Origin of the sequence: Halomicronema hongdechloris C2206, from assembly GCF_002075285.3 — a bacterium.
Taxonomy (GTDB): Bacteria; Cyanobacteriota; Cyanobacteriia; order Phormidesmidales; family Phormidesmidaceae; genus Halomicronema_B; species Halomicronema_B hongdechloris.
Genome location: NZ_CP021983.2, coordinates 5,055,668 through 5,080,214, shown reverse-complemented (window position 1 = coordinate 5,080,214; position 24,547 = coordinate 5,055,668). Strand labels below are relative to the sequence as shown.

The 24,547-nt window shown below is 56.6% G+C and carries 21 protein-coding genes; 11 read left to right on the top strand and 10 right to left on the bottom strand.

What is annotated here, in order from left to right:
- Positions 1-134 precede the first annotated feature (134 nt).
- The 3 genes from vapB (at position 135) to XM38_RS23170 (ending at position 1,791) form a co-directional block, all read left to right on the top strand.
- Positions 135-392, top strand: coding sequence for a type II toxin-antitoxin system VapB family antitoxin (gene vapB / locus XM38_RS23185; RefSeq protein WP_080805388.1), 258 nt, complete (start codon positions 135-137; stop codon positions 390-392).
- On the top strand, positions 393-782 hold the full coding sequence (locus XM38_RS23180) for a type II toxin-antitoxin system VapC family toxin (protein WP_080805390.1): 390 nt from the start codon (positions 393-395) through the stop codon (positions 780-782).
- A gap of 208 nt (positions 783-990) precedes the next feature.
- Positions 991-1,791 (top strand): alpha/beta fold hydrolase, encoded by an 801-nt coding sequence (locus XM38_RS23170; RefSeq protein ID WP_088431177.1) that lies wholly within the window; start codon positions 991-993, stop codon positions 1,789-1,791.
- On the opposite strand, the gene XM38_RS23165 is transcribed toward XM38_RS23170, so the two are convergent.
- Complete coding sequence (locus XM38_RS23165; RefSeq protein ID WP_088431175.1) at positions 1,788-4,160, bottom strand: S9 family peptidase; 2,373 nt, start codon at positions 4,158-4,160, stop codon at positions 1,788-1,790. The genes XM38_RS23170 and XM38_RS23165 overlap by 4 nt on opposite strands.
- Before the next feature lie 243 nt (positions 4,161-4,403).
- On the opposite strand from XM38_RS23165, the gene XM38_RS23160 reads away from it, so the two are divergent.
- Positions 4,404-5,555 carry a pyridoxal-phosphate-dependent aminotransferase family protein gene (locus XM38_RS23160; protein WP_088431173.1) on the top strand — a complete coding sequence of 384 codons (1,152 nt, stop codon included), beginning with the start codon at positions 4,404-4,406 and terminating at the stop codon, positions 5,553-5,555.
- Positions 5,556-5,663: 108 nt separating this feature from the next.
- Here the strand turns inward: XM38_RS23160 and XM38_RS23155 are convergent, their stop codons facing one another.
- From XM38_RS23155 to XM38_RS23140, 4 genes are all read right to left on the bottom strand, one after another.
- Positions 5,664-5,855 carry a DUF2949 domain-containing protein gene (locus tag XM38_RS23155; RefSeq protein WP_080805400.1) on the bottom strand — a complete coding sequence of 64 codons (192 nt, stop codon included), beginning with the start codon at positions 5,853-5,855 and terminating at the stop codon, positions 5,664-5,666.
- 705 nt (positions 5,856-6,560) lie between these two features.
- Positions 6,561-7,145, bottom strand: coding sequence for a DUF192 domain-containing protein (locus tag XM38_RS23150; protein ID WP_225889392.1), 585 nt, complete (start codon positions 7,143-7,145; stop codon positions 6,561-6,563).
- A gap of 14 nt (positions 7,146-7,159) precedes the next feature.
- Entirely contained in the window at positions 7,160-7,855 is a 696-nt protein-coding gene (nblR, locus tag XM38_RS23145; protein ID WP_080805401.1) for a response regulator transcription factor NblR, read from the bottom strand.
- Between the two features lie 166 nt (positions 7,856-8,021).
- Complete coding sequence (locus tag XM38_RS23140; RefSeq protein WP_080805403.1) at positions 8,022-8,939, bottom strand: NAD(+) kinase; 918 nt, start codon at positions 8,937-8,939, stop codon at positions 8,022-8,024.
- A 300-nt stretch (positions 8,940-9,239) separates the two neighbouring features.
- Here XM38_RS23140 and XM38_RS23135 point away from each other — a divergent pair, with 300 nt between their 5' ends.
- A complete protein-coding gene (locus XM38_RS23135; RefSeq protein WP_080805405.1) occupies positions 9,240-9,506 on the top strand; it encodes a DUF3146 family protein in 267 nt (88 codons plus the stop codon).
- Between the two features lie 128 nt (positions 9,507-9,634).
- Here XM38_RS23135 and ruvX read toward each other — a convergent pair whose 3' ends face one another.
- The gene (ruvX, locus tag XM38_RS23130) at positions 9,635-10,075 is read right to left on the bottom strand and encodes a Holliday junction resolvase RuvX (protein ID WP_080805407.1); all 441 of its coding nucleotides are present in this window, start codon (positions 10,073-10,075) and stop codon (positions 9,635-9,637) included.
- Between the two features lie 613 nt (positions 10,076-10,688).
- Between ruvX and smc the strand changes: the two genes are divergently transcribed.
- The 4 genes from smc to XM38_RS23110 all read left to right on the top strand — a co-directional run bounded on the left by smc (position 10,689) and on the right by XM38_RS23110 (position 18,875).
- A complete protein-coding gene (gene smc / locus XM38_RS23125; protein WP_080805409.1) occupies positions 10,689-14,318 on the top strand; it encodes a chromosome segregation protein SMC in 3,630 nt (1,209 codons plus the stop codon).
- A 195-nt stretch (positions 14,319-14,513) separates the two neighbouring features.
- The gene (locus XM38_RS23120; protein ID WP_080805411.1) at positions 14,514-15,455 is read left to right on the top strand and encodes a PRC-barrel domain-containing protein; all 942 of its coding nucleotides are present in this window, start codon (positions 14,514-14,516) and stop codon (positions 15,453-15,455) included.
- 114 nt (positions 15,456-15,569) lie between these two features.
- Entirely contained in the window at positions 15,570-16,433 is an 864-nt protein-coding gene (locus XM38_RS23115) for a phosphate/phosphite/phosphonate ABC transporter substrate-binding protein (RefSeq protein WP_225889391.1), read from the top strand.
- A 408-nt stretch (positions 16,434-16,841) separates the two neighbouring features.
- Positions 16,842-18,875: a protein kinase domain-containing protein gene (locus XM38_RS23110; RefSeq protein WP_088431171.1), complete on the top strand. Its 2,034-nt coding sequence runs from the start codon at positions 16,842-16,844 to the stop codon at positions 18,873-18,875.
- Here XM38_RS23110 and XM38_RS23105 read toward each other — a convergent pair.
- The gene (locus tag XM38_RS23105) at positions 18,867-19,799 is read right to left on the bottom strand and encodes a c-type heme family protein (RefSeq protein ID WP_080805418.1); all 933 of its coding nucleotides are present in this window, start codon (positions 19,797-19,799) and stop codon (positions 18,867-18,869) included. The two genes, XM38_RS23110 and XM38_RS23105, sit on opposite strands and share 9 nt — an antisense overlap.
- Before the next feature lie 175 nt (positions 19,800-19,974).
- Between XM38_RS23105 and XM38_RS23100 the strand changes: the two genes are divergently transcribed.
- Both XM38_RS23100 and ftsE read left to right on the top strand, forming a co-directional pair.
- Positions 19,975-20,715 (top strand): WecB/TagA/CpsF family glycosyltransferase, encoded by a 741-nt coding sequence (locus tag XM38_RS23100; RefSeq protein ID WP_225889390.1) that lies wholly within the window; start codon positions 19,975-19,977, stop codon positions 20,713-20,715.
- Positions 20,716-21,088: 373 nt separating this feature from the next.
- Positions 21,089-21,814: a cell division ATP-binding protein FtsE gene (ftsE, locus tag XM38_RS23095; RefSeq protein WP_391540821.1), complete on the top strand. Its 726-nt coding sequence runs from the start codon at positions 21,089-21,091 to the stop codon at positions 21,812-21,814.
- A gap of 97 nt (positions 21,815-21,911) precedes the next feature.
- Here the strand turns inward: ftsE and XM38_RS23090 are convergent, their stop codons facing one another.
- The 3 genes from XM38_RS23090 to XM38_RS23080 all read right to left on the bottom strand — a co-directional run bounded on the left by XM38_RS23090 (position 21,912) and on the right by XM38_RS23080 (position 24,534).
- Positions 21,912-22,097 carry a Sec-independent protein translocase subunit TatA/TatB gene (locus XM38_RS23090; protein ID WP_080805421.1) on the bottom strand — a complete coding sequence of 62 codons (186 nt, stop codon included), beginning with the start codon at positions 22,095-22,097 and terminating at the stop codon, positions 21,912-21,914.
- A 71-nt stretch (positions 22,098-22,168) separates the two neighbouring features.
- Positions 22,169-23,374, bottom strand: coding sequence for an aspartate aminotransferase (locus XM38_RS23085; protein WP_080805423.1), 1,206 nt, complete (start codon positions 23,372-23,374; stop codon positions 22,169-22,171).
- Positions 23,371-24,534, bottom strand: a complete 1,164-nt coding sequence (locus XM38_RS23080; RefSeq protein ID WP_080805602.1) for an iron-containing alcohol dehydrogenase family protein — start codon at positions 24,532-24,534, stop codon at positions 23,371-23,373. The genes XM38_RS23085 and XM38_RS23080 overlap by 4 nt, the downstream gene beginning before the upstream one ends.
- Between the last annotated feature and the right edge of the window lie 13 nt (positions 24,535-24,547).

Below are 24,547 nucleotides of genomic sequence, written 5' to 3'. Positions count from 1 at the left end.
TTTTTCGTCCCCCGGCCCTTGTCTCACCAACCTGGGGGACTTGGAAGATAGGCGATAATGAAAAAAAGTCTCACTCAACGTCTTGGCTGGACAGACGGATCTATTTCTTTGCTCGGGCTTAGGAGGAAAGAGTGATGGTAAAACCCGTGATTTTAGAAAAGCTAGAGGCGCTACCTGAGTCAATGCAAGCCGAAGTGCTGCACTACATTGAGTTTCTCTTGGAAAAGCATCTGAAAAGCGCAGGGGACACTCTGCATGAATTGCGGCAGGACTTAGCTAATTCCACTGAGGAAGAGGCTGAAAAACGATATGGGTATGGCAGTCTGGCAGATCAGATTACTATGTCCGATGACTTCGATGAACCGTTAGATGACTTAGTCGAGTACATGTAAATGGCAGTACTTTTAGATACCCATACTGTACTTTGGTACTTTGCTTCTGACCCAAGACTGACTAGCACAACTAGAGACATCATTGACGCTAAAGAGAACCTATTCTTCAGTATTGCTAGCTTGTGGGAAATCTCTATCAAGTTGAATATTGGAAAACTGCAGTTAACCTCACCGTTTGACGAAATTTTAATTCGACTGAATTTTATCAACGCTGAGATCTTACCCATAAAGGTAGAAGATGCAAAAACTTACATGAATCTGCCACTGCACCCCGATCACCGTGATCCCTTCGATCGAATTTTGGTAGTTCAAGCCATGAATAATTCGTTGGATATTGTCAGCAGGGATGACAAGTTTGATCGGTACCCGATTCATCGGATATGGGCCTGAAACAAGATGACACTCATAATGATGGGACGATTGTTAAAGCTCGTCGTCTCTGGATGCAAGGGGGTTGGCATCCTCCCGCAGCCGATCCTGTAGACTTTGAATGAGTCAGGCCAGCGACACCATAGCGACGCCACATCTAGCCATTGCGATTCCGGACAATTTAAGTTGCGCCCGCCTGCCTCTAATCCCTTGAGACACCATCGTTGCCATGACAACTATTCTGGTTCAGGGCATTGAGATCAACGTCATCACAGCTGGGGCAGGAGCGCCCATTCTCTTTCTCCACGGCAACCCCGATTCGGCCCAGGTGTGGGATGGAGTGATAGAGCATTTGCAGGCCAATTTTCGCTGCATTGCCATCGATCTGCCGGGGTTTGGGGCCTCGGGGCCGGGGGATGAGTTCGACGTGAGTCTCGAAAACTTGGCCGCCTTCGTAGACGAGGTGGTAGACGCCTTGAAACTGGAGCCGCCCATTCACCTGGTGGTCCATGACATTGGCGGTCCCTTCGGCCTGGCCTGGGCGGTGCGTCATCCCCAGCGAGTCAGGGGCATTGGCATTCTCAATACCATCTTTTCCAGTGACTATCGCTGGCATTTCTTCGGTCGCATCTGGCGTACTCCGATCCTGGGGGAGCTGAGCTGGCTGTTGTTCAACCGCTGGCTGTTCACTCTAGTGATGCAGAAGAGTAATCCCCGGCTCACTCGAGCGCAGATTCAGCGCACCTACGACAACTTCGATGCCCCCATGCGGCGGATGATTCTGCGGTTTTACCGGGCCGCCGATCCCGAAGACTTTCAGGGCTGGGAAGAGGAGTTACAGACGGTGCTGCAGCAGGTGCCGGCCTGGGTGCTCTGGGGGGACCAAGATCCCTACATTCCAGCCCGCTTTGCCGATCAGTTTGGGGCGCAGCAGGTACACCACGTCCCTGAGGGAGGCCATTGGCTAATGCTGGAGCGCCCCCAGTGGATGGCGGCTACTCTGGCGGACCTGTTTGTGGCTGCTAGCTAGGGAGTGTTGCCTTCGCCTTTGACGTGGCGATCTAGCCAGCGGGTCATCTCCCACAGCACGTGCCCGATGGCTTCCCGAGATTCGTAACTGTGGCCTTCCAGGGGCAATTCCACCCAGCGCACGGTGCCCCCTAGCCCTTTCATGGCCCCATAGAGCCGTTCACTCTGGATCGGGTAGGTGCCCACGTTTTCGTCCTCGGCGCCATGGATCAACAGCAGCGGTTCGGTGATCTGGGCCGCGTGGGTGAAGGGGGACATGGTCATGTAGGCGTCGGGGGCCTGCCAGAAGGTGCGCTGTTCTCCCTGGAAGCCGAAGGGGGTGAGGGTGCGGTTGTAGGCGCCGCTGTTGGCGATGCCCGCCCGGAATAGATCGGTGTGGGCTAGCAGGTTGGCCACCGTGAAGGCGCCGTAGGAATGACCTGCGATCGCAAGTTGATCACGACGACTGACCCCTTGATCCACCAAATACTCCACCACCGCCGCCGCACTCTGGGTCAGTTGTTGCACATAGGTATCATTGGGTTCCGTCTCCCCCTCGCCGATGATGGGCATCGTCGGTCCCATCACCACGGCATAGCCCTGGGTCAGCAGAAACAGAGGCGTATAGGCATAGGGACGACGAAAGGCATTCTCAGCGGTGGTCACCTGGGCTGCCGCCTCGCGACTCTTATATTCCTGGGGATAGGCCCACAGCACTGTAGGCAGCGGGCCATCCCTGAGCGGGTCATGGCCCGGCGGTAAATACAAGGTAGCCGACAGCATCACCCCATCGGCCCGTCGGTAGCGAATCACCTCTGGGTCTACATCTCGGTACCAGGGACGCGGATCGGTGAAGGCTGTCAATGCCGTGGTCTCGCCGGTGGCCAGATCGCGCCGCCAGTAGTTGGGCGTCTCCCGGGGCGACTCCCGCCGGGTAATGATTTGGGTGCCCTCGGGATTCAGCAGACTCACCACCGTCTCGTAGTAGGGATCGGCGGCTTGCCACAGCCGCGTCTTTTCCTGGCTGGGCAGATGCCACCGGTCTAGAAAGGGATACACGCCCTCGGGAGAGGCACCACGACCGCGCAGATAGAGGCTCTCCCCATCAGGGGCCAGCATCAGCACTCGCCGGTGATAGGGGCCTGGGGTCAGCATCGGTTGTCCTGGATCGTTGTAGCGGTCTTGATAATCCCGATCATCCAGCAGCACCGGCTCTGCCTGTGGCTGCGCTGGATTCAAGCGCCAGACCCGAATCCGGCGGCTGTCGTACCAGGTTTCCACCGCCAAGGCCAGGGTCCCATGGCCCCAAAGGATGCGGCGATAGCGCAAGTCAGTAGTCCAGAGCCGTTGGGGCTCATCAGTAAAGGGGGCCGGCAATTGCCAGACGGCATCGCGGCTGACACTCTCCTGGCTGGCATCGCCCCCATCTAGGGCCTCCACCCAATAGAGGCTGGCTGGCTGGTCAGAGCGCCAATGGACAATGCGGCGGCCTCGGCGCACGGAGTCGAAGCTGACCGGAATGTCATCGGCCAGGGGCAAATCGGCTACATGGTAGCGTTCTCGGCCGCTGCTATCGAGTACGGTAAGGCGCTTGGGGAAGAGGCGGGCCGGCACCTGGTAGGAAAACGGCCGTTGGATGGTAGTCAACAAGATCCACTCACCGTCTGGGGAGGGCACCGCCGATTGAATCATCTGGGTGTCGCTCAGGGAGATGCGGTCGCCCTTCAGGGTCACCCGGGCCAGCACCGAGGTCAGATAGTATTCGAATAGGGCTTCGTCATCGGGAGTATCCAGCAAATTCGTATAGGTGCGAGCCGGCGCCTCGCGACCCAGATTCTGCTCTACCCGTGGCCCCCGCGGCACCGGCGTTGGCACTGGCGGCTCCCCCTGATCCGGCGGTACTAGCTTACACAGCAGTCCGGCGGTCTCCGAAATCCAGCGGCAAGGGGAGCCATAGGTGTTGTTCAGTAGCGGCGGCGTCAATGGCCAGGCCTTACCCCGGGCCAAATCCACCACCCACAGTTCAATCCCCGTGGGCTGATCTAGGCTAAAGGCCAAGTAGTTGCCCTCGGGGGACCAACGCAGGTTACGCAGCCCGTCATGGGCGGGCAACGCAATCGATTGCCGCTCACCGGTGGCAATATTCTGGATCTCCAGCCCCTGGAAGGCATAGGGCATGGCGGGCCCCCGGGTCACTGGATTCAGCTGTAGGCCTGCCAGCCGCAGCCGCGGCCGGGCTAATTCTGCTAAACGCGGCAACAGGGGACGGTCCAACCGCAGCAACCAGTCATGGTTGGGGGAAATCTGCACGCCCGGATACCAGGGGGTATCCAGCATGGTGGCGATGGGGTCGGGGGGCTCTTGCCAAGTCTCTTGAGCCAGAGCAGTCATAGGGATCAGGCTAGTAACACTCAGAACAACTCCTACCAGGGAATGAATAGCCGCTTTCATCGACAGTGCTGGGCAGTTGGCCTTTCTATGGTGCCATGGGTTACTCCCTGAATATCGGGGCATGACATAGTCAGGCTGACAATTGCTCTGGCATTGTAATGGAGAGACCCATGTATCTGCTGACGATGTTGTGTAAGCTTGAATATTGCACCCTAACTGTAAGCAAACCCGATAGGCACCGCCATGGATGACAAGATGATGTTGATGATTCCGGGACCTACACCGGTTCCAGAACAGGTACTTCTGGCGATGGCGAAGCATCCCATGGGCCACCGCAGTGGTGAATTTAGCCAGATCGTGGCAGAGGCGACTGAGAACCTCAAGTGGCTGCACCAGACCCAGAATGATGTGCTGATTCTAACGGCCAGTGGTACCGGGGCCATGGAAGCTGGCATCATCAACTTCCTCAGTGCGGGAGATCGGGTCCTAGTGGGGGACAATGGCAAGTTTGGCAACCGTTGGGCCCAGGTAGCCCGAGCCTATGGCTTAGCGGTGCAGGCAATTACGGCGGAATGGGGAAAACCCCTGGATCCCGAGGCTTTTCGCACGGCCTTGGAGGCCGATACCCAAAAGCAAATTAAGGCGGTGATTGTCACCCATAGCGAGACCTCCACTGGTGTGCTCAACGATCTGAAGACGATCAATCGCCACGTCAAAGCCCATGGCGAAGCCCTGATTATTGTCGATGCCGTCACCAGTCTGGGGGCTTGCAGCGTGCCGGTAGATGAGTGGGGCCTGGATGTGGTAGGCTCCGGTTCCCAAAAGGGCTATATGATTCCGCCGGGGTTGTCGTTTCTGTCGGTGAGTCCCAAGGCGTGGGCGGCTTACGAGACGGCAACGCTGCCGAAGTATTATCTGGATTTAGGCCCCTATCGCAAGAATGCGGCCAAACAGACCACGCCATTTACGCCGCCGGTGAATCTCTTCTTCGCCCTGCAAGCGGCCTTAACCATGATGAAGGCCGAGGGTTTAGAGGCCATCTTTGCCCGTCATGATCGCCACAAGCGCGCGACTCGAGCAGCTGTGAAGGCGATGAATCTGCCGTTGTTGGGGCCCGATGATGTGGCCAGTCCGGCCATTACGGCCGTGCTCCCTCAGCAGGTGGAGGCCGAGAAAATTCGTTCGGTGATGAAGAAACAGTTCGATATTGCCTTGGCTGGAGGGCAAGAGCATCTGAAGGGCAAGATCTTTCGGATTGGCCATCTGGGGTTTGTGTGCGATCGCAACATTCTGGCCGCCACCAGTTCCTTGGAAGCCACCCTGATGCAACTAGGCTATGACCAATTCAACCCCGGGGCAGGGGTGGCGGCAGCCAGTGCGGTACTCAACAGCTAAGGACTCGATTTCCCGAACTATCTCCTAACCGTCATCCCTTAAACATGAAGAGACGTAGCGCTTCAAGTGCTACGTCTCTAGGGGAATTCTGCCAGTTGACACCGGGTCTTAAGCCGTTTCCATCCAGTCATAAACCTTCTCAAGTTGTTCCAGGGTGATCAAACCATACTGCCACAGCACCATGGGCAATGGTCCTGGATCCTGTTCACAGTGTCGCAGGGCCACCTGAATGGATGATGACGAGATCGACAGTTCTTCCTGCAAGAACTGGATTAAGCCTGAGTGGTTATTGCTAATCACGATATCACCTCCTTTATGACTCACTAGGGCTTTATGACTCACTAGGGCATGCTGAGAATGCTAGAAAAGCGTCGGGGCCAGTATCCCTGACGATCGCTCGGGTATGCTCAGGCCGCAGGGAAATCGGCCGCTGTCCTCGGGTAACTTGTCCTCAGGTAACTCTCTAAGGTCGACCCTAGGTGATACCTCAGCCAATAGTGCCCAGATCAGGGAGTCGATAACTATAAGCCGATGGTTCCTGAGAGGAAGTTGTTGTCTGCCTATGCTTTGAGAGCATACCACCATGGGGAGCCAGAGTAACAAATTGAAGGAAGCCTTGCCTAGCCCCAGGGGGTGAGTCTTAAAAACGGGGTGTTAAATAGAGCAGGAGCTTGTTGTGCCGCTATGGAAGATTGTGCCCTCGAAGTCTAGACTCAATGGTGCCCCTATCATCAGGCTCAACTATCGCCAACCCTTAGACTGGGATAGCTCATCGATGGTTCTCACTCTGTCATGGAGTCATCAACTGGAGCAAACGCTATATGGGCATTGAGTGCTGGACAGTAACACCAGCCACCCCGACTAGGCTGAGAGGTGATTGGTCAACGGCTGCAACGTCGTCAGAGCAAAGCTATCGAATACCTCGTAAAGGCTGTGCAGGAGCGCTTAAAGTCTGGGCAGAACTTGCCTTGAAGGCCCTTGAAGATGGCCTTGGCCGATTAGCCCCTAGGAATCTAGAAAGGTAATCGTGACGGAATCGCCCACCTGCAATCCTAGTTCGGCAGCACGCCCACCCCGCAGTTCAATCACCGCATCGACTACCTGTCGCTCTGGACCATAGGTAGGGCAAGGGGAGGTGTCGCAGGGGGGAACATTAGATGCGATCGCTTTGATTTCTCCCTGATAGATGAAAATCATGTCGAGGGAGCCGGGGACATTCTTCATCCAAAAACTCACCGGTCGCGGCGGGTCGAACGGGAATAGCATGCCGCGGTCATCGGGCAGCGGAGAGCGATACATGAGGCCGAAAGCCTGCTGTTGAGACGTTGCGGCGACCTCTAAGTCAATGTGATAAGAGTCTGCCAAAATAGCCGTTGCCGTAACTGGCAAGTGTTGTCCCAAGTCAGACTCGGTAGGCGTAGAGGCAACCGCCGGTGGCTCCGTCGTCGAGGGTGAGAGATCGGGAGAAGACTGACCCATTTGCTCAGGAGATGCGGTGCAGCCCATGAGGCCAAACCATAGCCCCAGCAATATGCCCGGATAGTCAGGCAGACGCCAGTGGCCTAGGCGGGATCCTATTTGAGCCTGCATAACGAGACCTACTCCTAGCCTTCCCGCAATACGTAGCCAACGCCCCGGACGGTTTGAATCAATCGTTTTTCATTTTCTCCGTCTATCTTCAGGCGCAAGTAGCGAACATACACTTCGATCACATTCGACTCACCCATGAAATCGTAGCCCCAGACATTTTCTAGAATTTGCTCTCGACTGAGGACCTCGCGGGGATGCTCCATCAGGTAGCGGAGCAATTCAAATTCTTTCATGGTCAGATCGATGAGCCGACCACTTCGTCGGGCAGTACGGTGAGTTAAATCTAGAATTAGTTCGCCAAACCGCAGGTGTTCTCCTGCCGCACCAGTTGGTTGTAGATAGAGCTGCACTGCCTTCAGAAAGGCATCAGTGCGGTACGGCTTCAAAAAATAATCGTCGGCCCCTGCCTCCAGGCAAGCGACCCGATCTTCCAGGGAATCGCGAGCCGTGAGCAACACCATAGGCGTACGCAAGCCTTCTCCTCGCAGGCTCTGACATATCGATAACCCCGACTCATTGCCCAACATCCGATCGATGACGATGAGCGCTGGCTTCAAGGTATGGGCTTGCCGTAGACCCGTGTCAATTTCATGGGCCAGGGCCGTTTCATAGCCAGCCTCTTGTAGATCTAGGCTAATCTGCTGCGCTAGATCCAGATTGGATTCAACCACCAGCACTTGGGGGCCCGATGCGGCTGCTGTCGTATCCATTGCCATTCGCCTCGTAAATAGCCTGTTGCTAATGGGATGTGTTTCTTAGTCGTGAGGGGTCTACTATTATCCTCAGGCAACTGCCAGACACCTAAGCGCCAGGCAATGTCTAGAACGGTAAGGATGAATGAGACCCTGAAATGCCGATTGCCTACCCTCAAGATTACTAGGGTAGCTCAACCGACGTCGGTTTGGCGATGTGAGGTAACCCCCACCCCAATTTTTCCCGCAGCACTTTGAAGAACTCGGGCTGACGCAGCCGGATAAAGTGAGCCGAGTAAGGAGCTCGTTGGGTACGTATGCAATCTTTGGGCAAAACATAGCAACCGGCATTGCCATCTGCCACCATCACTAAGGGATCGGGGTTGGCAGAGCGCACCGTCACCGGATCCGTATCGGGAAACACCAGCCCCCGCGAGGCTAGGGAGTGAGGACAGATAGGAATCAGTTGGGTAGCGGGCAACCCAGGGGTGATCACAGGGCCGCCCGCTGACAGTGAATAGGCAGTGGACCCGGTGGGTGTTGAAATAATAATGCCATCAGCGGCGATATCTACGGGGGCGTGGCTACCAACCTCGACTTCGAAATGGCACATGCTGGTGAGGGGTTCTCGATGCAGCACAATTTCGTTTAAGCAGAGCGCCTCCCAAGTCAGCTGATTCTGGTGAAACAGCTGCACAGACAGCATGCCCCGTTCTTCCACGGTGTAGTTGCCCGCCAGCACCTGATCGATGGCCTGGGGTAGCTGATTCAGGTAGGCTTCGGTTAAAAAGCCCATGTGACCCGTATTGATGGTAAGTAAGGGAATGCCAATCGGCGCCAATTGGCGAAAGGCTGATAATACGGTGCCGTCTCCCCCTAATACCAGGGCGAAGGCCATGTCGGCATCGAAATCGGGGGGAACCAAACTCTCGATCGGGGTATGACAGATGGGCCGTTCCGGGCTGGAGTAGCCTAAGATACCACCCATACCCGTGGCCAGACACACGGTGTATCCCGAGGCAGCAAGTTTCTCCTGCCACTCTAATGCCACCTCACATGCCGTGGGCTTGATGTCGTTATAGATGATGCCGACCTTGGGCACGTGCTGTTTCCGAATTCAAGCAGATAGAACACATTAGATGGGCGAGAGCAGAGGGCTGCGGTATCCCATCAAAGGACAGCCTGAAGAGATGCATACTCTACTACCCTTCAGGCTACCCCTTTAGCTGATCCTTGCACAGTAGGTCCATTGTCAGGCAACTAGCCCGAACCCACTGCGAAAGTTCGCTAGAGGGTAGACTGATACGGAATCCTACCGCTATGGTAGCTAAGGAAGGCGGCTGTCCCATGGCTGGGCAGTTGCGGCGAAAGTTTCCTTTGACCATTTGCATAGTTTACCGCAGTGTCTTCCTGCCACCGCCTGCCCGAGACCACGGCCTATGTTCGCATTACCCGCCAATCCTGGAGTCAGGGTCGGCTGGAGGGAGAAGTACGGGCGAATGAGTATGAATGGCAGTTTAAATGGCGCTTCCGTCAGGGCAAATTGACGATAGAGCCGTCTTTAGGACGAGCCCTGATTCAAGAGCCCTTGGGCCGTTTTCTCGAGCGCTTTGATTATCAGCTGGAACCTGGAGGCGATTATTCATTTACCATCCGTGCTTCGCTGTGATTGGCGGCAAGGATGAAGTGGTCGAGTAGGTGGGTCGAAGGATGGGCGAGTGATGGAGTGATCATGGAGTGAAAACCACCTCACCCCTCCACCCCGTCACCCCATTACCCCAATACTCCATTCCCCATTTACTCATTCCCTATGAGACGGTTGAGATACCGCTCGATTAACAACATGGCTACGATGTCATCAATGGCAGTTGGTGGGTTGCGCAGACCCTTAGGAATTAGGCGACTCAATCCTTGGGGCGGATGCATCTGCCAATAGCGGTCTCGAGCTTCTAGACTGCTGTAGCGTTCGTCTACCAGCATTACCCTAGGGGCATCGGGAAGGGTTTCGAGTTTGGCTTTCCAATCCTTGGCGGTGGTTTGATCACCCATGACGATAATGGAAACGGGGAACTCTTGGCGCAGGGTTTGAATCTGTTTTAGGGCTGCATTGGCCGACACAATTTGGCGATGGCGCAAAATTCGATCTAGCCCCATGATGGCGAGACCACATTTTTGACGACCAGGATCAAATCCGAGTATCACAGGTTGTGATAGTTCCTCAGCGGCGGATGATGGCACAGGAAGTCATGCTAACGCGCGTCAATCTCCATTATTGTCTGGTGTTTGCTGCGCTTAGAGTATTCCATCTAAAAAAAAAATCCTGATCTAGGCTATTGAACTCGGCCTATCTGGCCGGTTCAGCCAGCCCTTGGGTGAGTATTGAGCTGGAACACTCTTAGAGGACATTTGGAAACTCGGCTGAAAGACCTGTAAGGTAGGCATTTTAGAGTGTATGGCCCTGCTGGCCAGAAACCAGTCTGGAGAAAGGTTGCCGGGTACTTTCCAAACATCCTCTTAACCTGACCTGGCCAATATTATTGCCTCTGTCGGGGTGAACTTAGGTTGGTGGCTCTTACCCGAGTCACGGTTGCCATAAACCATAAAGTGTGGTGGTAATTGGGACAGCTTGGCATTACACTTAGGCGACGGCATCCTACAGCCAGGGAGCAACCGGTCACGCCATGGGCTTGGGGAGACATATAGAAATCTTTACGACTGGCAAGTATGGACCGTGAACGCGCTTGAGGATGATGAGGGCTGGCCTGCGGCGGCAAGCTAAATGGCTGGCATGGGTGCACCCACCGCTGGTTTGTAGTACATTTGTCTATGTGCTCCGAGGTTTGATTGATCAGTGCATATCAAGAGTGTTGAACTCTCCCACTTCAAATCTTTCGGCGGCACCACTCAGGTTCCGTTTCTGCCTGGGTTTACAGTAATTTCAGGGCCGAATGGGTCTGGCAAGTCGAATATCCTTGATGCCTTGCTGTTCTGCCTTGGTTTGGCCAGCTCCAAGGGCATGCGGGCCGAACGGTTGCCTGATTTGGTCAATCAAAATCAGGCCAGTCGCCGCTCTACGGCTGAAGCCAGTGTCACGGTGGTCTTTGACATCAGTGATCTGCCGCCAGAGCTGCTGGTGGAGGATGACGAGGCGGAGACTGAGACAACGGCTGGTGGCGACGTCAATGGTGATGGTGATGCGGTTGCTAACGTCGTGCCTTTGGTGCGGGAATGGAGTGTGACGCGACGGCTGCGGGTGACGACCCAGGGCACCTATACCTCCAATTATTACATCAATGGCGAGCCCTGTACCCTAGGCCAACTCCATGAGCAGCTGCAGCGATTTCGGATTTATCCCGAAGGCTATAACGTGGTGCTACAGGGGGATGTCACCAGTATTATCTCCATGAATTCCCGGGAGCGGCGGGAGATCATTGATGAGTTAGCCGGGGTGGCTGCCTTTGATCGCAAGATCGATCAAGCCAGGGGCAAATTAGATGCCGTTAAAGATCAAGAAGAACGCTTTCGCATCGTAGAGCGAGAGCTGATTAGCCAGCGCGACCGCCTCGATCAAGATCGTCGCAAGGCCGAGAAGTATCAACAGTTGCGGGAAACCCTGCAGACCAAGACTCAATGGGAAGCAGTGCTGATCTGGCAGGCCCAACAACGGCTGTGTCAGGAGTTGACTCAGCAGATTCAGGCTGGGGAGGCCGAGGCTCGGCAGCTAGATCAGACCATTGTTGAGACGACAGCAGCCATTGAGGCCCTGGCGACTGAGTTAGACGAGTTGAATCGACGGGTTAAGGCCCTGGGAGAGGAGGAACATCTGGCCTTACAGTCTCAATTAGCGACTCAAGAGGCCGAACTACGGCAGTTGCAACGACAAGAGCAGGCGTTACAGGCGGCGGCGCAGCAGACAGCGGCCGCCCAGCGTCAAACTCAGATTACCCTGCAGGAGCAGCGCCAGACCCTGGCCGATTTGCAGCAGGCCCTAACCCCCCTGGCTGCCCAGGAATTGCCACGGCTGCGGCAGGACTGTGACCAGGCTCAGCAGACTTTAGATCAACGGCGCCAGGCAGCCAGTGAGATGGCCGATGCCTCGCAGACTTGGGTGCAGGAACAGACCCAGCTACGCCATCGGATTGAGGCGCTCTTGGCCACTCTGGAACCCCAACGGTCAGAACAAGTGCGTTTGCAGGAACGGTTGCATCAGCTGCAACAACAGGTGCAGGGTCAGCAGCAGGTGCTGCAGGAGTTGGAAAAAGAGTGGCTGGCCGCGGCTGGTCCGGAGGCTTCGGTAGAGGCCACTCTAGAGACAGAGGTGCAGACCTTGGCGGCGACCTTAGCGCAGACGGAGCAGGAGCTGCAGGTGCAACAGGAAACCCAGGCGCGCTTGCTGCGGGAACAACGGGAAAAACAGCGGGCTTTGGATCGGCTGGAAGCCCAGGTGCAGGCGTTGCAGGAATCTCAAGGAACTCGGGCCACTGAGGTGCTATTAAAGTCGGGGTTGCCGGGGATTTGTGGTCTGGTGGCTCAGTTGGGCCGAGTAGAGCCACGCTTTCAGCAGGCGCTGGATGTGGCGGCTGGGGGGCGGCTCGGTTATCTAGTCGTAGAGGATGATCGGGTGGCGGCTGGGGGCATCGACCTGTTGAAGCAGCGCCGGGCCGGGCGAGCGACGTTTTTGCCCCTGAATGGGATTCGGGTGCCCAAGTTTACGCCACTGCCGGCTTGGCAGCGGCCCGATGGGTTTATTGATTATGCGGTGAACTTGATTGAGTGTGAGCCCCGGTATCAGCGGGTGTTTGCCTATGTCTTTGGCAGTACGGCGGTGTTTGAGACCCTGGATGCGGCTCGACCGCATCTGGGCCAATTTCGCATGGTCACCCTGGAGGGAGAAATCCTAGAAACCAGTGGAGCTATGACCGGCGGCAGTTTACTGAAGCGCCAGGGCAGTCTCCATTTTGGCACGGTGGAGCCGGCTGAATCCGAGGAAGCGAAAGGGTTGCGCCAGCGCTTGCAGGAGATTGAGCAGGTTCTGATGCGCTGCGATCGCACCATCGAAGAGCTCAGCCAAACGGTGGCCCAAACTTCCCAGACCTTGATGGCAGCCCGGCAGCGCCATCGCGATCACCAACTCGAGCGCTCTCAAGCCGATCGGCAACAGCAACAGTTGAACCAGCGCCGCGATCAGGCTCAGCACCAACTCAGCCAAGCCCAACAGGAACTGACTGCTACCGAAGCCCGGCTGCAGCAGCTGGCCCAGACCCTACCCGCCCAAGAGCAATCCCTCCAAGCTGAGCGCCAGGCCCTGGCAGCCCTAGAGCAGTCCCAGACCCACAGCGAATGGCAACAGGCCCAGACGGAAATTCGCGCCCTAGAAACGGACCTGGATCAGCGGCAAGCCGCCCTGCGGACTGCTGAGCAGCGGCTGCAGGAGCTGACTAGCCAAAGCCAGCGCCTCGAGGAATCTATTCTGCAGCAGCAACAGCAGCTCGCCGCTCACCAGCGGCAACAGACAGAGCAAGAGCAGCAACGGGGGACCTTGACAGAACAGCAGGCAGCGATGCAGCAGACCATCGACGGGATTCGCCAAGGCCTGGCTGCCCTCGATAAAACCCTGGCGACGGAAAAAGCTAATCGCGATCGCAGCGAATATCAGTTGCGGGAGCGGCAGACAGCCAAGCAACAACAGGAATGGCAGCGACAAAAGCTGCAAGAGTCGCAGCAGGAACGCCGGCAGCGCCTGGCTGAGGGGCAAGACACCCTAGCTGCCCAAGCGGCGGAACTGCCCGATCCCCAGCCTGAGATTCCCGCCGAGGTAGACCTAGACAAGGTGCGCCAGGAGTTGCGATCGCTACAACGACGCCTAGAGGCCCTAGAGCCGGTGAATATGCTGGCCCTAGATGAATATCACCGCACCCAAGAACGCCTCGACGAACTCAGCGCCAAGCTCACCACTTTAGAAGAAGAGCGTACCGAACTGCTCTTGCGCATCGAAAACTTTACCACCCTACGGCGCCAGGCCTTTCAAGAAGCCTTCACCGCCGTCAATCAAAACTTTCAGGCCATCTTCGCCCAGCTCTCAGACGGCGATGGTCATCTCCAGTTAGACGACCCTCAAGATCCGTTTAATGGTGGCCTCAACTTAGTAGCCCATCCCAAGGGCAAACCAGTGCGACGCTTGGCCTCCATGTCCGGGGGCGAAAAGTCCCTCACGGCCCTCAGTTTCATCTTTGCCCTACAACGCTATCGCCCCTCGCCCTTTTATGCCTTCGACGAAGTGGATATGTTCCTAGACGGCGCTAATGTGGAGCGATTGTCGCGCATGATCAAGCAACAGGCGGAACAGGCCCAGTTCATCGTGGTTAGCCTGCGGCGACCGATGATCGAAGCCTCTCAGCGGACCATCGGCGTCACTCAGGCCCGGGGGGCCTACACCCAAGTCTTGGGGCTTGACTTGCAAGCCCAGAGTGCCTCCATGTAAGCTCGTGGCCGATTCCAGTCATCCTCCGGCTCCCCAGTTTAGGCATAGTTGCCAAGAACAATCGCTAACCCGACGCCGCAGTTTACTGGCCCAGCCAACATGTGTATCAGTCTGTAAATTGAGGCGATTTTAGCTAAGATGGACATTTAACAGCTAGCCGTCACATCGTCTCTCGGTGAGATTCAGGACCCCGACATGACCTTCGACAAATTCCGCCAACGTGCCGATATTCTGGGTACCCAAGTCATAACCCGCAGCACCGGCCGCCGCCTTGGAGTTGTGAGCCAGTTATGGGTCGACGTCGATCAGGGTGAAGTGGTAGCGCTGGGACTGCGGGAGAGCATCTTGCCTGGCGTCATGTCGGGCACTCAACACACCATGTTGCTCAGCAGCATCCGCCAGATTGGCGATGTGATTTTGGTGGATGATGACACCGCCATCGAGGATGATATCAGCCTCGCTCCCTACAGTACGCTGATCAACTGCGAAGTCATTACCGAAGACGGCGAAATGCTAGGCCGGGTGCGCGGCTTTAAATTCGACGTCACCACTGGCAAAGTCGAGTCCATTGTCATCGCCTCCTTCGGATTGCCGCAAATCCCAGATCAGGTGATCAGCACCTACGAGCTGCCCATTGAGGAAGTGGTCAGCAGTGGCCCCGATCGGCTGATCGTGTTTGAGGGGGCAGAAGAGAAGCTGATGCAGCTGAGTGTGGGGATTTTAGAACGGCTCGGCATCGGCGGCGCTCCCTGGGAGCGGCAGGATGACAGCGAATACATCATGCCGATTTCCACCTCCAATCAGTTGCCCTCTGGGGTGCAACCGCCAGCAGATATGCTGCGAGAGCGGGCTCCAGCGGCTGGGGAGCGGTGGAGCGAAGATGACTGGGGCGAACCAGAGCCGATGGCGGCGCCGGAGCCCATGCCCCGGCAACAGGCCCAACTCTACCGGGAAGCCGAGCCCGAGGCCGACAACTGGGGAGAGGTTCAGGCTACCCAGACTGACTATGATGCCGACTATCGGGAAGTGACTGAAGACATCTGGACTGAGGATGAACCGGAGCCCTATCAAGCTCCGCCGGTGAATATTCCTCAGAAGAAGAAGGTCACAGAGTACGAAGAAGAGTTGGACTACTAAGGGCCTTCGCGCTACGCTCATGACCATCTCCCCAGTGGTGCCGTCGGGGTCGGCAAGGGTATGGGCAAGGGAACGGCTTCCAGGAATTTTCTGCGCCGGCAGGTCGCGTATCTGTTGCTGGGTATAGTCGCGCTGCTGGGGACGCTGCTGGTTGGTTGTGACTCTGGGGAGGTCTCGGGTGGGCCTAATCGCCTCGTAGTCGGCGTGGTCAGCGATCAGGGCGTAGCTGAGACGGCCGAGCGCTATGAGTCTTTCCGGCAATACTTGGCTGAGGAGCTGAATGCCCTGGTTGAGTTGGAGCCGGTATTTAATGAGTTAAAAGCCGTTGAGCAGGTGCAGCGGCAGATTTGGTCGATTGCCTTTGCACCGGCTGGCTTGACGGCCATTGCCTTAGCAGAGGCGCAGTATACGCCTCTGTTTCCCTTACAGGGGGTGCCGAATCAACGGTCAGTGCTGGTGGTCTCTGCGGATAGTTCTGTGGATAGTCTGGCGGATTTGGCTAATCAGACCATTGCCCTGGGAGAACCGGGCTCGGCCACAGGGTACTACCTGCCTCTATACGATTTGTATGGGCTGACCTTGGCAGAGATTCGCTTTGCCCCGACGCCAAGGGCGATTCTGGAATGGGTAACAGATGGGAGTGTGGTGGCTGGGGCGCTCTCTAAGGAAGACTTTCAACAATATCGTCAAGAATTTTCTGATATTGATTTTCGAGTGCTGCATGAGAGTCGAGTGGTGCCCCCTGGGGCCGTATTGCTGAGTCCGGCGGTAGAGCGTAACCAGCAGCGTCTGATCGAAACGGTGATGAAGGCGGCGCCGGCTAGTATTGTGGCCGATGCTGGCTATATCCCTAATGCGCCGGTGCCTAGCTTTGCAGCCCTGATCCAATTGGTGGATAAAGTGAGACCGTTGGAGGCCAACGTGCGATCGCAACCGGCCGTGCTGACCGTGGAAGCTTCCTCCCAGGACTCGCTATAGTACTAGGTAAAGTCTCGAGAGATACCCTTCAGAGGTTTGCTGGGGGCAATAGCGATAGCGTTGGCCAGGATGCTGAGGACGGCTGTTGTTGACTTTAGGGTAGATATCGATTACCGCGCGATTACATCATGCCGCGGTGGCTGCAGATTTTAGCAAAAGCTGTGGTAGATACTTTATTCATTCGAATGAGGGGGTTCATCAACAGGGTGTGAGCGTGATCAACTCCTGAGGGAATTCGATCTGGCTTACTAGTTACACTGGCCTTATCGCCAGCCTGATCCCACTACTGTCATCAGGGGTTAGCATCTCAACCCAGTTGTCACCCAATTGCCATCGGCTGAATCGCCTGCGAGTTCTGGCGATTCAGTCAGTTCCCGCCTCCATCGTAACGACTTCACGAGAACGACCATGGACGACCCCCCTATCGCTGAACGAGGACAGCGTACTCTGGCTGCCATTGTAGTGACCGATGCGGTTGACTTTAGTGCCCGCATGGCAGCTGATGAAGAGGCAACGCTGGCGTTGATCCAGCGGGATTTGGAGTTGAGTAAGCGCCTGTGTCTCGAGTTTGAGGGCCGGGTGTTGAAGTCTACGGGAGACGGCTTGTTGTTGTACTTTGCCAGTGCCGTTCAGGCGGTCAGCTGCGGCTTAGCGATTCAGCAGGACATTACCCGAATCAATGCCGGCAGCCATCCCGGCAAGACCTTGCAACATCGCATCGGCGTTCACCTGGGGGATGTGTTCTTTAGTCAGTCGGATGTGATGGGGACCGGGGTAAATATCGCCGCTCGTTTACAGACAGCGGCGAATCCCGGCGAGCTTTGCATATCTAAGGTGGTCTATGACGTAGTCAAGTCGCGGCTGTCCCTCAATGTGACCGACGCGGGGGCCCTGCAGCTCAAGAATATTCAAGAGCCCGTCCCCGCTTACCATGTCAGCATTAAGCCGGTGGCGGCCGCCCGGGAGCACAGTACCGCTGCATCTGGTGCCCCGGCGGAGACTCCGCCGGCCTCGAGCCCCCCCTCTCAGCATTTCTTGCAACCGGGCAATCGGGTGGCCGGTCGCTACGTCATTCAACGGTTGCTGGGGCAGGGGGGGTTTGGTCGCTCTTATCTGGCCATCGATGTGCAGCGGTTTGAAGAAGCCTGTGTGCTGAAGGAGTTTGTGCCGACCCAGCGTTCGAGTCGCTCTTTAGAGAAGGCGGTCAATTTATTTAAGCGGGAGGCTAAGACCCTCTACCAGTTGGATCATCCCCAGGTGCCCAAGTTTCTGGCCTGCTTTACCCAGTCCCATCGGTTATTCATTGTGCAGGAGTTTATCGATGGGGTCACCTACGCGCAGCTGCTGCGGCAGCGGCGGCGTCAGGGCACTAAGTTTACAGAGGCAGAGATACTGCCCTGGTTGGAGCAAATGCTGCGGGTGTTGGACCATCTGCATGGGCTGAAGATTGTCCACCGCGATATTTCACCCGACAATATTATTCATTCCCGCGATCGCAACCTGCCGGTGCTGATTGACTTCGGCTTGGTCAACGACGCCGTCAGTGATCTGCTGGCCCATGCCGAGCCGGATGACGGACCAGCCCCGGGCAGGCGGGCCACCATGGTGGGGAAATTTGGCTATTCTCCGCCGGAGCAAATTCAGATGGGGCAGTGCTATCCCTGCAGCGACCTTTATGCCTTGGCAGTCACGACTATTGTCTTGCTGACCGGACGCTACCCGAAGGAACTGCTGAATCGAGACTCCCTAGACTGGCAATGGCAAGCCCATGTCCGGGTGAGTGATGGCTTGGAGCGAGTGCTGCGCAAACTATTACAGCGTCAACCGAAAAACCGCTTCCAATCGGCCCAGGAGGTGATAGCCGCCTTGAATTTGGGCAATGCTCCCTCGGAGGTGTTGCCGCCCACAGTGCTACACGATCCAGGCCCTGCCTTTCAGGCTCCCCCCGAGCCCCTGCCGTTGCGCTCTCCCAGTGCCTTACAACTGCCTGACTTTATCCAGCAGTGCCAGCGGGAACTGGCCCGCTGCATTGGCCCCATGGCCAGTATGGTGATCGAAGATGTCTTAGCGCAATATCCTGATGCCTCGCCCCAACAGCTGGTTGATCGTCTGGCTGAGCAGTTGTCTAATGCCGATCAGGCCACGGCCTTTATCAGTCGCATCGACATTCCTGCCTCTGACCTATTGACGGCGGCCCAATCTCAGGCGGGAACGGCAGCAGCCTCAGTCACAGCAGCAGAGACGCCTGCTGCGGTGGATGACGCCTTTGTGCAGCGCTGCCGACAAGCCTTAGCCCATTGCATTGGCCCCATGGCTAACTTTTTGATCGAGGAAACACTGGCGGAGTATCCTCATTTGGATTCCCAACAACTGGTGGAACGCCTGGCGGCAGAGATTCCGGATGACCGCCAGGCTGAGGCCTTTCAAAGGCAGCTACTCTGAAAAGTTGCCAGAACTGCGGCGGCCTTCCCGATAGCGCTCCAGTCGCCGCATGGCCATCTGCAGGCTCATGCGCATGCGGTTGAAGGATTGGGCCAGTTGCCCCACTTCGTCATTAGAGGTCTGATTGAACTCAGCATCGGTGTCGCCAGTGCTGACGGCTTCAGCAACCCGGGCCATGCGGTTGAGCGGCCGCACTACGAAGCGTTTCAGCCATAGATTAACCAGGAAAATTGCGATCGCAAACACGACGACAAAAATGCCCAAGGTCAGCAGCAGCGATTGGCGGGCATTCTGCAATACTGTTTCAGCCGGCACCGAAATCACCTGGGCCCCAACGATTTCATTCAAGGTCCAGCCAAAGCCATTGGCACTGCCATAGCGATCAATCAAGCTAGCCGGCGCCTCTTCCAGAGAACCGTGGCATTGCAGGCAGCTTTCCTGCTCAATCCGAATCGGACGGGCAATGTAAAATAACTTCCCGGCTGGCGTAGTCCGAAAGCCACTGACTTCGCCGGGGTCATCCTGGGCGCGGAAATTCTCTACTATTACCGTCTCAAACTCATCCGCCTTATCCCTGAGATTGGTGGGATTGAGAGTGGCCTCCTTGTAGAAGAAATCCCCATAGGCCGGATTAGCGCGAAAGGTTTCAAACACCTCGCGGGCAGAGTAAGCTGGCACCGTCTCCGGCAGAAATTCGCTTGCCAAGCGCGCTTCTAACTCGGGCTGCACCTGACTACTGGTGTACTCCCGCACCGAATTCATCGTCTCCATCAGCATCAAGGCTTTCGTGGTGACTTGGGCTTGGGCCGATCGGTTCAACACCGTCGATAAAGCCACACCACTGGCCACGATGCCAGCTAAAAAGACCAGTACCAGCAACAGGGTAAATTTTTGTCCCAGCCGTAAGTTGTTGAGCTTAATCATCGTTGCACCTAGCTGAAACCAATGCCCGGGGCAGTGGGGGTATGCTGTACACTTAACCGTTATTCATCCAGGTCCGGCCCGATTCCGGGCACTTCTGCTGAGATGCACTGTCATCTATGGTATGCAAGTTTTCCTATGCTGGAGTTGAAGCTTTACGAACAAAAAGGATGGCACCATGTTGGCAGACCGGCTTGAGCCCCTTTCCGTCATGGGCTTGCCCCTGCATTGGCACCCCGATTACCCTGCCTGGTTGATCGCAAAACGTCAGCAGCATCAAGGGGTGCACATCATCACCCTAAATGCTGAGATGGCCATGCAAGCCGAGGGCAACTCTCGGTTACGCCAGACCATTCAAACCGCTGATTTGATCATCCCGGATGGCGCCGGAGTAGTGCTCTACTTTCGAGCCCAGGGGAAACGAATTCAACGCTGTCCTGGGATCGAATTGGCGGCGAGTCTTTTGACTCAACTGCAAAATGAGACCGTCTTCTTCTATGGTGGTGCTCCCGGCATTGCCGCCGAAGCCGCTCGCCACTGGCAGCAGCAACGGCCCCGGCTCAGCATCTATAGCCAGCACGGCTATCTGAGTGACGATGAACAGCAAGCCCTGCAGCAGCAGTTACAGGAACTGCAGCCCGGAATAATCCTGGTAGGGTTAGGGGTTCCCCGACAGGAATTTTGGATCACAGACCATCGCCATCTCTGTCCCCAGACCATCTGGATTGGAGTCGGCGGCAGTTTCGATATCTGGGCGGGGCGCAAGGCAAGAGCACCGCAATGGTTTTGCAACCATAACCTAGAGTGGCTTTATCGCCTCTATCAAGAACCCTGGCGCTGGCGACGCATGCTAGCCCTACCTCAATTTGCCTGGCGGGCATTCACCTATCGTAAGCCGCGGCCTCAACTCAGTCGGTAGATCCCCCTGAGGCCGCCTTGGACACAAGACAGCTAGGATCATCCCAGGATCTGGCCTATGTCGAGGAGACTGGGTATCCGGCATGACCCTCAAAATCGGACATCAGCTGCAGCCAGGAGGACCTGGTGAGCCCCCGACTGAACCATAATGTTTCGCCTTGAGTGCGGCACCCAAAAATCTGCCTAGAAAAAATTGAGTCGAGGCCTCGCAAGGACGGCGGAGTCGAGTACAATAAGCCCTCAAATGCCGTCTTCGCCGAAGCCGGCATGGTGTTGCTCCCAGGCACTCCTCTATGACTCCTTCCGTGGCCTCTCGCCAGCGCTCCAGCCCATTGCCCCAAGCGGTGCAAGATACCCTGCACCAGCGGTTTAAAATGGTTGTCCCTGCCGATCCTGTAGCGTCACCGGCGGCGACCACCTCCCCCTCCACAGACCCTATGGTGGTCTTGAAAAATCTGACCAAAACCTATCGCAATGGTAGTCAGGCTTTAGTCAACGTCAATCTACGGGTAAATCGAGGGGACTTTCTATTCGTCACCGGCCCCTCCGGCGCAGGGAAATCCACCCTTCTGAAGCTGCTTTATGGCCAAGAGCAACCGACCAGTGGTGAGGTCATTGTCAATCAACAATCCCTACGGCAATTGAAGGGGAATCGGCTGGCGATGCTGCGTCGCCGTATCGGCGTGGTCTTTCAGGATTACAAGCTGATTCCTCGACGTACGGTGGCTGAAAATGTGGCCTTTGTGCTCTGGGCTCAGGGCTTTACCCGTAAGGAGATTCAGCGACGCCTGCAGCCGACCTTGAAGATGGTCGGGCTGCAAGACAAAACCCACCGTTTCCCTGACGAACTTTCAGGAGGAGAACAACAGCGAGTCAGCATTGCCCGAGCTGTGGTGGGGACGCCGCCACTGTTGTTAGCAGATGAGCCGACCGGCAACCTAGATTTGGATAATTCCCGTCAGGTGATTAAGATCCTCAAGAAGCTCAACTCTATCGGCATCACCGTAGTTGTGACCACTCACGATGAGCAGCTGGTGCGTCTATCTAATCATCCGGTGGTGCAGTTGCGCCACGGTTATCTGCACTACCTGCGGTCATAATTCCTAGGCATTGACCAGTGTTGATTAGAATACTGGCGGTATGGCAGCCGCTTCTTCAATCAGAATGTCCTAACTGAGGCAAACACCTCAGAGTTCCCTAGGCATCTGAATCGTCGTAGAGATCTAATTCCCCCTCATCGGGGTCGGGGTTGTTCATCTCGTCTTTAAAGCCGCGCAGAGTCTTGCCCAGAGCACTACCAAGTTCTGGGATCTTCTTGGGGCCAAAAATCAGGGTGGCCACCCCTAGAATGATAATGACTTCCGTCCAACCGATATTGAACATAGTAGTAGCCTGTCCGATTACCCACACTATACAGCGTTAGCCTGCTTGCCGGGGAGATGGCTGTGACTGCCTTAGGCATCTACCGTAGCCACAGGGCGATAGCGAATATTGGCTTGCCGTAGCCGCTCTAGAGCCTCCCCCAGACGAGTACAATCGGCAATCAAGCTAATGCGCACATAGCCTTCGCCTCCGGGGCCAAAGGCATTGCCAGGAGTAACCACGACGCCGGTTTCCTGTAACACCGAGAGGGCAAAGTCCGTAGACCCTACGCCGGGAGGACAGGCGACCCAAAGGTACATGGTGGCTAGGGTCTTGGGGACAGTCCAGCCCAAGGAGGCGAGGCCGTCGATGAGGAAGTCGCGGCGACGGCAATAGCGAGATTGCACCTCATGGAGGTAGACATCGGGCAGCTGCAGGGCCGTCTCGGCAGCTCGCTGCAGGGCTGCAAAGATGCCGTAGTCGAGGTTAGTTTTAAGAGTACGTAGTCCTTGGATCACATGGCGGTTGCCGACCACAAAGCCGACCCGCCAACCGGCCATGTTATAGGTTTTGGATAGGGTATGGAATTCAACGCCGATGTCCTTGGCGCCTGGGATCTCTAAGAGGCTGGTGGGATGAAAGCCGTCGAAGGCTAGCTCGGCGTAGCAGAGATCATGCACCAGTAAAATTTCATGGCGGCGGGCAAAGGCAACCACCTCCTCGAAGAACTCGCGGGGGGCGGTGGCGGCGGTGGGGTTATTGGGATAGTTGAAGAACAGGACTTTGGCTTGCCGGGCCACCTCGTCGGGAATCGCCCCTAAATCGATGAGCCAATCGTTGTCGGGGCTAAGGTGAAGATGGTGGATGTGGCCCCCTGCGATCGCAGGTCCGCGAAAATGAGCGGGATAGGCCGGAGTTGGGGCTAAAACGATATCACTGGGGTTAATGTAGGCCATAGCCAGGTGGGTCAGCCCTTCCTTTGAACCTAGCAGTGGCAGCGCTTCACCGTCTGGATCTAAGGTGACGTCATAACGACGGTGATACCAGCTGGTAATGGCGTGGCGGAAACTGGCGGTCCCTTCGAAGGGAGGATATCCATGGTTGGCGGCATCCTGAATAGCGGCTTGGGCGGCTTCCACCACAGGGGCTGGGGTGGGGCCATCGGGATTACCCATGCCCAGGTCGATCAAGTCGAGACCCTGCTCCCGGGCTCGAGCCTTGAGTTCATCCAAGCGGGCAAATACATAGGGCGGCAAGGCCGTCACTCGCTCAGCAGGCTGCAGCCAGTCTAGACTCATGGACTTACCTCCTCCTGGGGGGAATGGGACAAGTCATCAAGTTGGGAGGCATTGGTTTTAGAGGCCCATGGGGTTGCAGCGGTGGAAGATACCATGGCAGCCATCAATGCGTCCGGAGTGACGGAGAAGGGTAAACGGTAAATGTCAGAACCATCTCGGCAAGCGACGGTAGCAGCCTGCCTTAAATCAGCCAAAGACATCTGGCCCAGGCCCAGGTCATCGAGGCTCTGAGGCAAGCCAATCCGATCGTAGAACTGCAGCAACTGCTGGCGGGCGGTCGCTGCCAGGGAGGTCTTGGGTCCCATTTCCTCTAATCGCAGTTGCACTAGGATGCCGTAGGCCACCTTCTCCCCGTGGAGGGTACCATGACTAGCGGCCACATGGGTGAGGCCATTGTGGACGGCGTGGGCGGCTACGGTACGGCACTGGGCCCCGCCCAGACCCCCGACGACGCCGGCCAACAAGACAGAGGCGTCAACCACATCGCACCAGGCAGTGCCGCCCCACTCAGCCAGAGCCTGGGGCGTTTTTTGAAATAGGATGTCTCGTAGCACCCGGGCCTGTTGTACGGCTGCAATCACTAAAGACTGTTCAGAATGGCCACTGCTAACGGAAGCTTCGTACCATTTGGCTAGGGCATCACCGATGCCAGCAATCAGGGTGCGCTGAGGGGCAGTTTGAATCACGTCATAGTCGAGGACCAGCAGATCTGGACCGCGATCCAAGGCAACGTCGTAGAGAAAGGCCCCGGCTTCTGAGTAGATATTGGATAACGCTGTCCAGGCGGCACAAGTGGCAGCCGAAGTGGCAATGGTGACTATCGGCAGGTGGGCCTGATGGGCCAGCAGCTTGGCGGTATCCAGGGCCTTCCCCCCGCCGATGCCGACAATCAGATCAGCCTGATGGCTGGCCACGATCTCGTGTAAACGAGCCAAGCTGGTCTCGCTGCAGTCTGGTCCGTATACTGCCTGCTCCACAGCGAGCTTCTCCAGGCAGGGCGCTAACTCAGGGACGACCTTGGGGAGGGAACGCTGGCCGCCGACGAGTAGGGGACGGCGACCTAGGCGGGTAAGCTCATCTGCCAAGGTGGCCAAAATCCCAGCTCCCCGGATAACGCGGGCCGGGGCGATGGCCAAGGCAGGCAACGTGAGGGAAGGCATAGGCTCAGCAATA